We start from the raw sequence: 13,159 nt of genomic DNA on the forward strand, positions 1-13,159 counted from the left end.
CTCTATGGTCCTGTAATGAGCTGGCGCATGGTCAGGGCCAGAACCATCAGACAGGCCGCCACCACCCAGGACCCGACGATGCGCACGCCAATCGTATAGGGCGGGCGCAGGGCAAGCGATGTCAGCGCCACGGTGTTCAGCAAGATCAGGAAGACCCCCACGAACACACCGGCATAGGGTGCGCAGATCGCCACGATGTTCGTACTGGTCGGTGCGGGAACGCCGGTATCAAGCCCGATCATCGCCCCGGATGCCACCGCGAGCGCGGCAAGCGCAAAGGCGGGCAAACGCAGATCCGCCGCGACCAGCCCCCCCAGAACGACGCCAAGCCCAAGAATGGCTGCGGGTCCATAGATCCAGTACACCCCGGCGCTTTGCAGTGACAGACCGATCCCCAGTGCGGCGGCAAGAAGGATAAGGGCGGGCCGCCTTTTGCTGTGCGTATGACGCCCAAGCAAAAGCCCCAGCGCCAGAACCAACAAAAGATGTTCCCAGGCAAGAAAGGGATGGGCGATGCCGGCGTAAAAGCCACCGCCCCCCGGAAGCGCCCCATGGGCCTGCGCAGGGCCGGCCAGCAAGGCGCCGACCGGCAGCAGCAGGCACCCCTTTTCACGCAGCGCCGATCAGAAAAGCACCGCCGGCCAGCGCGATGGCGCCGCCACAGATGCGCACCGCGATGCGCCCGATGGGCCATTTGCCAACCTGCCCGATGGCGATGCCGATCAGGTGCAGAACCCCGGTCGCCAGCACAAAGCCCACGGCGTAAGCGATCGGATTGGCCGAGGCCGGAAGTTCGGCGCCATGCGCATGGCCGTGGAATACGGCAAAGAACCCAACGATAACCGCCGCAATCCAAAGCGGCGCCCGGACAGCAAACACGACCATCAGCCCGAGGATAACGCCTGACAAGGCGATACCAACCTCAACCCCCGGTAAGGGGATGCCCGCAGCACCGGCAGCACCGGCAACGGCCATGGCCAGGGGAAACACGACAGGCAACAGCCAGATGGCCGGCGCCCCAAGGATACCGCCCCACAGGCCAACTGCGATCATGGCGACGATATGATCAAGCCCTGAAATCGGGTGCATCAGCCCCGCTTCAAACCCGCCAATATCGCCGCCGACGTGGGCAAGGGCGGGTGTCGCGCTCAGTGCCGCAACGATGAGGTAATTACATAGAATGAAATGTCTGGTCATAATCCGCCTATCTCCCAATGCACTTTTCCGACCGTGCCATCACAACCACGTCAGTGAAAAGCGAAAAGTTTCATGGCAGGCGATTTTGGCCCGGATGAACGTTTTTCCCGGTGTTTTCGGGTCCGTTCACCCGCCGTCCGCCCGCCCGCGCGAGGGCAGCGTTCTGACCATGTCAGGGCGTTTCGATGTCAAACATGACGGCATCGAAATATTGTTTTGGACGCGGCAGCACGATGATCGGATCAATCAGGCGCACACATTCGGCGTAATGGTCGGTTTTCTTGTGGGCCTGAAATGCTTCTTCGTTCCGGAACACCTCGTAGATGGTGTATCGGTTCGGATCATCATGGTTCTTGAGAACGTCAAAGCGCAGGTTGCCCGGTTCGCCTCGTGTACCGTCATAATTGATGCGAAAGGCCTTTTCGAACTCTGCGGCAAAGCCGGGTTTTACGTTGATAGTGACAAATTGGACGAACATGAGTTTTCCTCTACAGCCCCGGGGCTTTCCACATTGATGTCGTGACGCCCTGATCCACCAGGGCGAGTTGGCTTGCATAGGCGATCTGCCAACGCTCGCGAATGTCGTCATAGACGCTGACAAGATCGCGGTCGGGCGTGTATTCCCGGTCGGGGCGCACCATGGCGCTGCCGGCTTCGCCCAGATCGCTGTAAAGACCGGCCCCGACCGAGGCGGCCGCCGCACCGCCCAGGGCCGTGGCCTCGGTTACCTTGGGCACCATGACGGTCAGGCCGGTGACGTTGCTCAGAATTTGGCACCAACGGTCGCTTTTCGCGGCGCCCGACGCAAACACAACGCGGTCCGGCACCTGTTTGGCCAAGGCAAACACCCGACGCAGGTTAAGCGAGGCCACAATCGCCGCATTTTCCTGTAGCGCCTTGAAAATCGCACCCTTGCCGGATCTGACCGGGTCCAGGCTCAGGTTCAGCAGGGACGGGGCGGCGTGATACCAACGGCCATAATGCATGACATCCGACAGGATCGGCAGAATGCCATTGGACCCGGCGGGAATATCGGCGCTCAGGGCCTCCAGCAGGGTATAGGCCTGTGACGGATCTCCCCGGCCTTGCGCAATTCCTCCTGGCCGAAACTGTCACGGAACCACCGCATGGCCAGGCCGACAAAAAAACTGATCGCCTCGGCCTGATTCAGGCCCGCAATGGCGTGGGGGTTGATCCGCAGATCCATATTCGGATCGCGCAGGTCACTGGAAACATTGACCAACTGCTGCCAGAAGGTGCCGCCAAGAACGGCACAATCGCCTTGCCGCACCAGATTGAGCCCGACACTGCCGATCTGGCAATCACCGCCCCCCGCAACGATCAGAGTGCCTTGTTTCAGACCGGTTTCGGATGCTGCCTTGCCGGTCAGTTTGCCGATCACGCCGCCCGGTTCGATAATCGGCGGCAGGATATCCGCCGGCATTTCCAGCAAATCAAGCGCGGGGCGGTTCCAGTCGCGGGTTTCCAGTGACAACAGGCCGGTTGTGCCTGCATTGGTCGGATCGCTGAACAATTCGCCGCTCAGCCGTGCAAGAATCCAGTCAGACAGCATCGAAATCCGGCGGACCCGGCCAAACACATCGGGCATGTTGCGTTTCAGCCAGAGAAGGCGGGGCAGGGTGGCCAGGGCGAAGGTCTGGCCGCTGATTTCGTAAAGCTGGGCCTGCAATCTGGGCTTGCTGGTTGTCAGTTCGCGCACCTCGTTAGAGGCGCGGCTGTCCACATTGGCGCAGGCCCAGATTTCAGAACCGGTTTCGTCATAGGCCACGAAAGCTTCGCGCATGCTGGTGGCGCTGATTGCGACGATACCATCGGCAGATCGCCCGGATATCGCCAGAACCTTGCGGATACAGCGGCAGATCAGCGCCCAGTTGGTCGCGATGTCAAAATCGCTGGACCCGGGGTAACGTGCATCTTCCAGATGATGCCACTCTTCCTGTGCGGCGGCGATTTCTGTGCCGTCCGTGTCAAACAGGACTGCGCGGGCGCTGCCGGTGCCGGCATCAATTGCCATCAACATGCTATATGCCTCCCTAACATTTGAAACATCTCAGTCTTTCTTCAGCTTCGCCTGTTCCAGTGACCAGTATTCCATCTCGAACAGTTCGGCGTCGCCGATGGGGGTGTAACGACCGAGCGTCTCGGCGGCCAGAATGATGCGCGCGGTCTGTTCGACCAGATCCGCGACAATCCGGGCCGCTGTGGCACTGTTGCCAATGCCGAACGCCCCCAGGCCGGGAACAAGAACCACCCGGGGCAAAGGATCGAGCATGGTTTTCGGGTCATCAGCCAGGGCGGCATTCCGGTCGAAATATTCGCGATACCGCTGTGCGAAATCGTCGAATGCGGCGGCCACATCCTTGGCGTTGGCATTTTCGGCAAGGATCAGCGGAAAGGGCTTGGTGCGGATGACATGGTCGGGCGTGGCCGTTCCCCGGGCGCTGATCTCTGCAAGGTCGGGCAGCAGGCTGTAGGCGCGGATTGACGGGGTGCTGCGGAAATCCAGATGACCCAGACCATGGCGGTCCAGGGCGTCGTGCAATTTCGCCGCTATCGGTTTCGCCTGTGCGTCGCGCGCGGTGTCATGACCCTCGGGCAGGCCAACGGCGATGTTGCGACCGGCAAGGAATGATTCGGCTGCCGTTACCGCATTCAGCATCCGGTCATAGGACTGACGCGCCGTTTCGCCTTGGGTGAACAGGCCGTGGTTGACCAGAAAAAGGCCCTCGGCCCCGGCGGGGGCGTTGCGGAATATCCGGTCTGCGGCGATCGACAGTTCAAAACCGGGCATCACATAGGGGACCACCGCGAGTGTGTCGCCATAAATCTGTTTCGCCAGATCTGCGGCGTCGGGTTGATTGGCAATGACAAGCGCGGCAGTGGAATGGGAATGGTCGACATTCCTGCCGGGCAGATAGGCATGCAGCAGCGCCTCCAGTGATGGCGTCGGTGCGGTGGGGTCCAGAAGGTTGCGGCGCAACCCGGCGACCATTTCCAGATCGTCCAACTGCGTCAGGTCGCGGAACTCCTCAAGGGGGCTGCCCTGACAGCGGGCATTCCCGCTGCGTCGATGGTGGCAAGATCGTGCCCGCTGCCTTTGATGTGGATCACGTCGAGGGGGGCGCCGTCGGTATCGGTCACGGTCATCTTGACAGAGGTGTTGCCGCCTCCATGCAGAACAAGATCGGGGTCCGATCCGATCAGACGCGCACTATAGACGCGCAGGGCAAGCTGACGCTCGGCGTCGCTGCGCGCATCTTGGGTCAGTCGCTTTTCGTCCTGCTCATTCCAGCGGGATTGAATCATTTCATTGTTCTTTCGTTCGCGCGGTCCCGGCAGGGCGGGGGTGCTAGGACAGCAGGGCGGCCGCGGTTGTTTCGTCGGTGATAAAGATGTTGATGAATTGCCCATTGAGCGCCGCGCGGATCGAGGCAAGCTTTTCAGGGCCGGCGGCCGCCGCGATCAGACGGGTGGTGGATGTGAGTTTTTTCAGGGGCAGACCGACCACGCGGTCGTGAACCGGAAGAGGAAGTTCCTCGCCGTTTTCGTCGATAAAGCGGCACAGCACATCCCCGACAGCGCCCAGACGGCGCATGGCCGGAAGCTCTGATGGGTGGATATGCCCCGCGCGCAGCACGCTGGCGTTTTCAGTCACCGCGCCGATGCCGATCAGGGCATAATCGGCGCCCAGCGACATGTTCAGGGTATTGATGACGTCCGGTTCCTCAAGAAGCTGGCGGGTCAATTCGGGGCTGCTGCACACCAGCGGCGCCGGTACAAGATATATCTTCCGCCCCAGCCCCACGACCCTGAGTCCGTCCACATAGCTTTGAACGCCGCCTGTCATGGCGACCAGATCGAACTGTCGCTGGTTGGACAGATGGCCAAGACGCTGAATCGCGGCGCTGACCATTTCGCCCCAGCCCACGGCCAGCATGCTTTTGGCCGGGAGCTTTTGCATCAGATATTGCGCGGCGGCCTGGCCCAGACGCTCACTTGTCACGCCATTTTCCAGCGCAGGGATAAGGCGCACCTCATCAAGGCCAAACCGCTCGGCGATTTCGCGCTCCATCTCGAAACTTTCCTGAAGACTGGAGTTGATCTTGACCTGCAACAGCCCCGAGCGTTGGCCGGCATCCAGAATCCGCGAAATCTTGATCCGCGACAAGCCGAGCCTTTCGCCGATGGCGTTCTGGGTCAGGCCGTCATGGTAATAGTACCACGCAACCCGCGGCAGCAGGCTTTCTTCGTCCGGGGGCATTGTGGCGTCGAAATTGGAATCTGACATGCGGTTGGTTCAACTATTTGAGCATATGTGTGTTTCGATATCATTCGATCTCTCACAACTTTCATCCATTTCTCTTGTGACTTCAACAAAAAAATATCTGCATCGCACCGGGCGCGATGTTTCGGGTGGGCGCGACCTGTTGGATGCCGGGCGTGCGGCTTTGTCATAAATGTCTTTATAATATACGTATATGGCGGAATTTACACCCTTCCTCATTGTCTGTGATTGTTTTGGCTGGTGTGCCTGTCTTTAAGGTGGCGGGGTGATTTCGGGCTTAGATTAAGCTTGACCGGTGATGGAATTTGCTGTTCGTATGTTTTCAGACGATACAAATGAACACGGAGTGGGGGAGAACGACGTGAGTCTTAGCGCCGAAGGTGTCACCGTTCGCGATGTCTGGAAGGGCTATGCGGGAACGCCTGTCCTGAAAGGGGTTTCCCTTCAGCTTGACCGCGGCCAGATCCATGCATTGCTTGGCGGCAATGGCGCGGGAAAATCGACCCTGATGCGCGTGATCGCCGGTTTGACCAAGGCGGATAAGGGTGACGTGTTCATCGGTGGCCAGGAACTGCGCCCCGCCAGTGCCATCAGGGCGCACAAGCTGGGCCTGTATCTTGTTCCGCAAGAGGCGCATGTTTTCGCCAGCCTGACGGTTTATGAAAACATCGTTATCGGCGTGCCGGGCAGCAACGCGGCGCTTGGTGCCAAGTTGGATGAATTCATCCGCGAAATGGGCGTTTCTCTCGATCTGGAGGCAATCGCCGGATCGCTGGAAATCGCAGATCGCCAGATTATCGAAATCCTGCGCGGGCTGATCCGTGATGCGTCGTTCCTTATTCTGGACGAACCGACATCGGCCCTGACCCCGCGCGAGGCGAATGCCCTGTTTGCCACAATGCGGCGGCTGGTAGCGGGGGGATGGGCATTATCTTTATCTCGCACAAGCTGCGCGAAGTGCGCGAGATTTGTGACGAGATCACGATCCTGCGGGATGGCGTGATGGTGCATTCCGGGCCGATTGCGGATATTTCCGACGACAAGATCGTCGAGGCAATGACCGACGCCATGGCCGAACGCGCCCGGCGCGGCGTGTCGCATGCGGCGGATGAGGTGGTGCTTCGGCTGGAGCGGCTGAGCGGCGAAGGCTTTGAGGATGTGTCGCTGGCGTTGAAGCGCGGTGAAATCCTCGGGATTGCCGGCGTTGTCGGGGCCGGGCGCACCGAGCTGGCGGAAACGATCGTGGGCCTTCGCGCGCTTTCGGGCGGGCGCCGCATCCTTTCCGGCAAGGATATTCAACAGGCCTCTCCAAGCATCTGCGCGGATCTTGGGCTGATCTATCTGCCGGAAGACCGCCAATCGAATGGCCTGTTTCTTGAGGCGCCGATCAGTTGGAATGTCTCGGCGGCGATCATGCACCGCCTGCCTGCGCTCTCGGGCGGGGGGCCGAAAACGCCCGGGCCGACGGCTTTGTTCGCGATCTGGGCATCAAGTGCCGCAATACGGGGCAGCATGTTCTGCGGTTGTCCGGTGGCAATCAGCAAAAAGTGCTGCTGGCCCGGTGTCTGGCGGCGAAACCACAGGTTCTTATTCTGGATGAACCCACGCGCGGCGTTGATGTGGCCGCCCGCGCCGACATCTATAACATCATTTTCGCGCTCGCGGCGGCGGGGACGGCAATGATCGTCATCTCGTCCGACTTTGATGAAATCGAAGAAGTCTGCGATCGGGTTGCCGTCATGGCCCATGGCCATGTGTCGGGGACGCTGGAAAAGGCCGACGTGACGGTCAAATCCATCGCCCGGCTCGCATTCTCGGCGGAGGTTTCACTGTGATCCATTTCTTCAGCAAGAACCGCACTGCATCCTTGCTTTTCATCACCGTGATCAGCTTTTTGATGATCGGTGCCTTTGCGCCCGGTTTCCTGTCGTTCACGACGGTGCGCACGATCCTGATCAACGGCATGATCATGATGACGGTGTCGTTGGGGGTCATGGGCGTGCTGCTGACCCGCAATATCGACGTTTCTGTCGGCTCGACACTTGGTCTGAGCGCGGCGGTTCTGGGGGTTCTGTTGCAGGCACAGGTGGCGTTGCCGCTGGCCATGGCGGGGGCGTTGTGTGCGGGCGCGCTTGCCGGGTTGCTGAACGGTGTTCTGGTGTCTGTCATCGGTGTTCCGGCCATCATTGCCACCCTGGGAACGCTGGGCCTTTACCGCGGATTGTTGCTGATCATGACCGGCGGCGTCTGGATCGAAAACCTGCCGCAAAGCCTCAAGGCGCTGGCCAGCCCCAGGTTCGCGGGCTTTCCGGTGCTGATCTTTTTCGTGATCGCGCTTGTCCTTGTGGCGCATCTGTTCCTATCGAAAACGCGCCGGGGCCGGTTTGTCTATGCGGTTGGGGACAACCGCGAAGCGGCGCGCCACATTGGCCTGCCGGTGCGGCGGATCGAACTGTTGGTCTTTGTGTTCGCGGGTTTGCTGAGCGCGGTCGGCGGCATCATATTCGCGGCGCAGATCGGGTTTCTGCCCGGGCAGGCGGGGGCGGGGATCGAACTGCGGGTCATCGCGGCCTGTGTGTTGGGCGGCGTCAGCCTTTTGGGGGGCAGCGGAACGGTGGCGGGGCTTGTCATCGCCGTGTTTTTCCTGACCTCGATCGACAGCGCGCTGATCTATCTGCGTATTCCGGGATATTGGAACGACCTGATTGCAGGCGCGATGTTGTTGCTTGTGCTGATGGTGGATGGGCGGTTGCGGTTGCTGATCGACAAATCCATCCGCGCGAAACGCTATGCCATCCATCCTGACGCCGACAAGGGCCAGGACCGCGCCCCGGCATCCCCCGCCATGACGACGACCTCAGGAGGTGAGCAATGAGCCGCGTGTTGCAAGGACTTGTGCGTTGGGAAGCCTTTCTGGTCTTCCTGCTGATTGCAGAGATCCTGATCTTTGGCGCGATCAACCCGCGATTCCTGCGGACGTCCAGCCTGCTTTATTCCACCAGTGACTTTGTGCAGATCGGCATCGTCGCTTTGCCGCTGACACTCGTGATCATTGCCGGGGGCATTGATGTGTCCTTTGCCTCGGTGATCGGGCTGTGCGCCATCGTGTTCGGGGTTGCCGTTCATTTCGGGCTGAGCGTGCCGGTGGCGATGGTTCTGTCCGTTCTGGCGGGGGCGCTGTGCGGGCTGTTCAATGCAGCGATTATCCTGACATCGCGCATACAGCCGCTGGTTGTGACGCTTGGGTCGCTGTATCTGTTTTCCGGCATCGCTGTCGTTCTGACCGGCTCTGTCGGTGCTGGCGGATACGAGGGCATCGGGGGGTTTCCGCGCTTTTTCACCGACATTGCCAATATGAACATCCTTGGCCTGCCGATGCCGCTGAGTGTTCTGCTGATCGAGGCGCTGATCCTGGGTGCCGTGCTTCAGTATACCCGGTTCGGGCGCATGGTTTACCTTGTCGGGCTAAGCGAAAAGGCAGCCACCTATAACGGCATGCCGGTGGATCGCGTCAGGATGTGGACATATGTTCTGCTGGGCGTCTTTGCCGCTGTCGCTGGTCTGGTGCTGACGTCTTATTTCGGGTCGGCCCGTACTGACCTCGGGACACAGACCCTTCTTTCGGCCGTCACTGCCGTCGCTTTGGGCGGGGCCTCGGTCTATGGCGGCAAGGGCACCATTTTCGGCACGCTTATAGCGACCCTTCTTGTTGGCTATCTTCAGCAGGGCCTGCAGATGAGCGGCGTTTCCAGTCAGATTTCAGGCGCGCTTTCCGGGGCGCTCCTCCTTATCGCCGTCAGCGGGCGTCATCTGGCTGACGGTGTATCGTTGTTGACGTTCTTTCGGGCGCCAACCCTGTACCCAGACAAATAAAAGGGAGAGTAATATGTCGAAATTGACCCCGTGGCTTGCCACAGTCACAGTAAGTGCCGGTCTTCTTGCCAGCAGCATTGCCTTGCACGCCGAAGAGGCCCGCATCGCCTTTATTCCAAAGCTTGTGGGCATCGGTGTTTTCACCAGCCTTGGCAACGGCGCGATGGCAGCCGGCAAGGAATTGGGCGACGAAGTTACCTATGACGGCCCGACCGAACCCAGCGTTTCCGCGCAGGTCCAGTTCATCAACAACTTTTCCAACCAGGGCTATGACGCCATCGCGATCGCCAGCCTGTCGCCCGATGGATTGTGCCCCGCCCTTGATCGGGCCCACAGCCGTGGCGCGTTGATCCTGACATTTGACAGCGACGTTGACCCCAAGTGCCGTTCTTATCATGTCAGCCAGGGCACACCGCCGCAACTGGGGGCGATGCTGGTTGATATGGCGGCCAAGGGTATCAAAAAGGACGATGCGAAAGTCGCGTTGTTTTACTCCAGTCCGACTGTGACCGACCAGAACCAGTGGGTTGAAATCGCCAAGCAGAAGATCGCCGAAGATCACCCGACCTGGGAAATCGTGACGACCCAATACGGGTATCAGGATGCGCAGAAATCGTTGCAGGGCGCCGAAAGTATCCTGAACGCCTATCCCGATCTGGATGCGATCATTGCCCCCGATGCAACCGCGCTGCCCGCCGCCGTGCAGGCCGCTGAAAACCTTGGTCGCACCAAGGATGTAACGATCGCCGGCTTTTCCACCCCCAACGTGATGCGCCCCTATATCGAGCGCGGCTCGCTGGAGCGTTTCGGCCTTTGGGATGTCACCAAGCAAGGCAAGATCACGATCTATGTCGCTGATTATGTTCTCAAGAATGGCCCGCTCAACGTCGGAGATTCAATCGATGTGCCCGGTGTCGGCAAAGTGACGGTCGAACCGAACGCGGTGCAGGGCTGGGATTACGAGGCCGATGGCAACGGGATCATCGTTCTGCCCGAGCGTGTTGAATTCACCAAGGACAACATCGCCGACTACGATTTCTGAGGCACCGCGCCAGAGGGCGCCACGCCACATCATCCGGGCATGCAGGGCCGTGCCCGGATAACCCCACTTTCCAATCAACATCCGCCCGCTTGGGCACGGCACCGGTTTTTGCATGGAACCGGCCGGGTGAAATGTGCCCGCAAGCGGGCCACCAAAACGGAGAACCACGATGCTTCAGGACAACATCCTCGAACCGGCATACCTCAAGAACGTCCGCATCCTGGGACATTCCGATCAGGGCGGGCGGCTGGATGGCACACAGGTCATGGTCGAAAAGGGCTATGCCTATGTGGGCCATATCTTTTCCAAGGGTTTCACGATCATTGACGTGAAAGACCCCGAAACCCGCGAACCGTAAATTTCGTGCCTGCACCGCCCAATACGTGGAACCTTCATTTGCAGGTTCATGACAATCTGTTGCTGGTCGTGCATGCGCAGGATCAATATTCCATTCCGGACGTGGTGGAAGACGAACGCGCCTATTACAAGCCGACAGCAGGCGGCGCGATCCTTGCACCGACCGAAAAGAACTGGTCGGCGGGCATGGCGGTTTATGATCTGTCCAATCCCGAAAAGCCGCGCCAGATCGGGTTTCTCGACATCGAAGGTGTCGGGCTGCACCGGATCTGGTATTCCGGCGGCCGCTGGGCCTATGCCTCGGCAAAATTCGACGGGTTCTCTGACTTTATTTTCATCTCGATCGACATGGCCGACCCGACCCGCCCGACGATCGCAGGCCGGTATTGGTTGCCCGGTCAGCATACGGCGGCGGGCGAGGTCGGGAAATGGCCGACGGACGACGGGCGTTACAGCCTGCATCACCCCATCGTGCATGGCGATACCGCCTATTGCGGATGGCGCGATGGCTGTCTTGTCATGCTTGACATCAGTGACCGCAGCGATCCCAAGCTTATCTCGCATACGATCTGGTCACCTCCGTTTGGCGGCGGCACCCATAATTGTGTGCCATTGCCCGATCGTGATCTTCTGGTGGTGGTGGACGAAGCCGTTCTTGACAACGAAGAGGATGGCGACAAACCGATCTGGTTGTTCGACATCCGCGAGCCGTCAAACCCGATCAGCATTTCGACCCTGCCCAAACCAAAAGATCAGGATTACAAGGCAATCGGGGGGCATTTCGGGCCTCATAACATTCATGAAAACCGTCCCGGCAGCTTTGTCAGCGATGAATTGATCTTTGCGACCTATCAGAATGCCGGACTGCGCATTTTTGATATCCGCGATCAATATGCCCCGGTCGAGGTCGGCGCCTTTGTGCCGCCTGCGCCGAAACGTCTGGTGGATCACCGCAAGGGCAGGCCGCTGGTGGCGAATACGACCGATGTTTTTGTGGACGAAAACCGCCTGATGTATATCACCGATTTCGCCGGTCTGGGCCTGTATATCGCTGAATACCTCGGCTGACCTGCGCCCCTCCCTGACGGAGCGCCCAACGCCGGTCATGCCATGTGCGTGGCCGGTTTCCTGTTCCGCGCTGAAACAATCGCATTCTCAAAGGCAGGTATATTCGTGTCGTTCCCATCAGACTCGGTTCCCTCAACGATCACATTGGCCACGTGGTTGGCCGTTCTTGCCCTTGGCGTCGGTACATTCGGGATCGGCACCGGAGAATTCGTCATCATGGGCCTGCTGCCTGACCTGGCGCAGGATATTGGGGTGACAGAGCCGCAAGCGGGGCATCTGATCAGCGCCTATGCCCTTGGGGTTGTGGTTGGGGCGCCACTGATTGCGGTCTTCGCGGCGAGATTGCCACGGCGCGCCGTGTTGCTGGCGATGCTGGGTTTCTTTGTGCTGGCCAATGTTGCGAGCGCGGCATCGCCAACCTATTCCACGTTGTTCCTGTCGCGGTTCGTGGCGGGGCTTCCCCATGGGGCCTTTTTTGGCCTTGCGGCCCTTGTTGCCGCGTCGATGGTGCCATCGACCCACCGGGCGCGGGCGGTGGGTTATGTGATGCTGGGCCTGACCATGTCCACCTTGCTTGGGCTGCCCTTGTCTGCCTGGATGGGGCAGACGTTGGGCTGGCGGCCTGCATTCGTTTTTGTGGCGGTCGTCAGCGCGCTGTCATGGTTGCTTGTGATGCGGTTTGTACCAGATAGCCCGGGGTCCGCCATTGCCAGCCCCCTGACCGAGCTTGGCGCGCTGCGCCATTCGCAGGTTTGGCTTACGCTGGGAATTGGTGTCATCGGCTGTGGCGGTATGTTTGCCGTCATTTCGTATATCGTGCCCCTTCTGAGCGAGGTCGCACAGATTTCACCAGCCTGGATTCCACCGTCGCTGGCTTTGTTCGGGTTGGGTATGGCGACGGGCAATACGCTGGGCGCCTATTGCGTGGACAAGGCTCTGATGAAAACCATCGGTGGGCTGCTTGTCTTTAACATCTGCGTTTCGGTGACATTGCCGTTCACGGCATCCTATGCGCCGCTGGCACTGGCAAGCCTGTTTTGTGTGGGGGCTTTTGCCGTCATGGCGGTTGCGTTGCAGACCCGATTGATGGACGTGGCCGCAGAGGGGCAAACCCTGGCTGCGTCGCTGAACCACGCCGCATTCAACACCGCGAATGCCATCGGTGCGTTTGTCGGTGGCCTGACAATCAGTTGGGGCTATGGTGTTGCATCCATAGGATATGCGGCGGCCCTGCTGGGGGGTGGTGGCCTTGTCGTGTTTTTCATATCGGTACGGGTTGATGCAGCGCGGGCCGCTTCATCATGACCGGCATTCAC

At 59.9% G+C, this 13,159-nt stretch carries 8 protein-coding genes and 4 pseudogenes; 6 read left to right on the plus strand and 6 right to left on the minus strand.

Translation table 11 applies throughout. The annotated features are described in order from the left end of the window. Positions 1 to 2: 2 nt before the first annotated feature. The 6 genes and pseudogenes from AC0L7P_RS20105 to AC0L7P_RS20130 all read right to left on the minus strand — a co-directional run bounded on the left by AC0L7P_RS20105 (position 3) and on the right by AC0L7P_RS20130 (position 5,506). On the minus strand, positions 3 to 578 hold the full coding sequence (locus AC0L7P_RS20105; RefSeq protein ID WP_473435903.1) for a HupE/UreJ family protein: 576 nt from the start codon (positions 576 to 578) through the stop codon (positions 3 to 5). Between the two features lie 31 nt (positions 579 to 609). Next, the gene (locus AC0L7P_RS20110; protein WP_473435904.1) at positions 610 to 1,197 is read right to left on the minus strand and encodes a HupE/UreJ family protein; all 588 of its coding nucleotides are present in this window, start codon (positions 1,195 to 1,197) and stop codon (positions 610 to 612) included. Between the two features lie 172 nt (positions 1,198 to 1,369). After that, positions 1,370 to 1,675, minus strand: a complete 306-nt coding sequence (locus tag AC0L7P_RS20115) for an antibiotic biosynthesis monooxygenase (protein WP_473435905.1) — start codon at positions 1,673 to 1,675, stop codon at positions 1,370 to 1,372. A gap of 10 nt (positions 1,676 to 1,685) precedes the next feature. Next, positions 1,686 to 3,238, minus strand: a pseudogene (gene lsrK / locus AC0L7P_RS20120) (autoinducer-2 kinase). 30 nt (positions 3,239 to 3,268) lie between these two features. After that, a pseudogene (locus AC0L7P_RS20125) lies at positions 3,269 to 4,521 on the minus strand (class II aldolase/adducin family protein). A 46-nt stretch (positions 4,522 to 4,567) separates the two neighbouring features. Next, positions 4,568 to 5,506 carry a sugar-binding transcriptional regulator gene (locus tag AC0L7P_RS20130; RefSeq protein WP_473435906.1) on the minus strand — a complete coding sequence of 313 codons (939 nt, stop codon included), beginning with the start codon at positions 5,504 to 5,506 and terminating at the stop codon, positions 4,568 to 4,570. A 313-nt stretch (positions 5,507 to 5,819) separates the two neighbouring features. Here AC0L7P_RS20130 and lsrA point away from each other — a divergent pair. The 6 genes and pseudogenes from lsrA (at position 5,820) to AC0L7P_RS20160 (ending at position 13,148) form a co-directional block, all read left to right on the plus strand. Further along, positions 5,820 to 7,338: pseudogene (gene lsrA / locus AC0L7P_RS20135) on the plus strand (autoinducer 2 ABC transporter ATP-binding protein LsrA). Then, entirely contained in the window at positions 7,335 to 8,378 is a 1,044-nt protein-coding gene (locus tag AC0L7P_RS20140) for an ABC transporter permease subunit (RefSeq protein ID WP_473435907.1), read from the plus strand. The pseudogene lsrA and the gene AC0L7P_RS20140 overlap by 4 nt, the downstream one beginning before the upstream one ends. Then, complete coding sequence (locus AC0L7P_RS20145; RefSeq protein ID WP_473435908.1) at positions 8,375 to 9,376, plus strand: ABC transporter permease subunit; 1,002 nt, start codon at positions 8,375 to 8,377, stop codon at positions 9,374 to 9,376. The genes AC0L7P_RS20140 and AC0L7P_RS20145 overlap by 4 nt, the downstream gene beginning before the upstream one ends. Positions 9,377 to 9,389: 13 nt before the next feature. Beyond that, on the plus strand, positions 9,390 to 10,418 hold the full coding sequence (gene lsrB / locus AC0L7P_RS20150) for an autoinducer 2 ABC transporter substrate-binding protein LsrB (protein WP_473435909.1): 1,029 nt from the start codon (positions 9,390 to 9,392) through the stop codon (positions 10,416 to 10,418). A 169-nt stretch (positions 10,419 to 10,587) separates the two neighbouring features. After that, a pseudogene (locus AC0L7P_RS20155) lies at positions 10,588 to 11,843 on the plus strand (LVIVD repeat-containing protein). A gap of 105 nt (positions 11,844 to 11,948) precedes the next feature. Next, positions 11,949 to 13,148, plus strand: coding sequence for an MFS transporter (locus AC0L7P_RS20160; RefSeq protein ID WP_473435910.1), 1,200 nt, complete (start codon positions 11,949 to 11,951; stop codon positions 13,146 to 13,148). The last annotated feature ends 11 nt before the right edge of the window (positions 13,149 to 13,159 follow it).

The organism is Oceaniglobus sp. K40-3 (genome assembly GCF_055808395.1).

Excerpts from the sequence above, each read along its gene's own strand:
- AC0L7P_RS20115 (WP_473435905.1), bottom strand. The coding sequence starts at position 1,675 with ATGTTCGTCCAATTTGTCACTATCAACGTAAAACCCGGCTTTGCCGCA.
- AC0L7P_RS20110 (WP_473435904.1), bottom strand. The coding sequence starts at position 1,197 with ATGACCAGACATTTCATTCTATGTAATTACCTCATCGTTGCGGCACTG.
- AC0L7P_RS20130 (WP_473435906.1), bottom strand. The coding sequence starts at position 5,506 with ATGTCAGATTCCAATTTCGACGCCACAATGCCCCCGGACGAAGAAAGC.
- lsrB (WP_473435909.1), top strand. The coding sequence starts at position 9,390 with ATGTCGAAATTGACCCCGTGGCTTGCCACAGTCACAGTAAGTGCCGGT.
- AC0L7P_RS20145 (WP_473435908.1), top strand. The coding sequence starts at position 8,375 with ATGAGCCGCGTGTTGCAAGGACTTGTGCGTTGGGAAGCCTTTCTGGTC.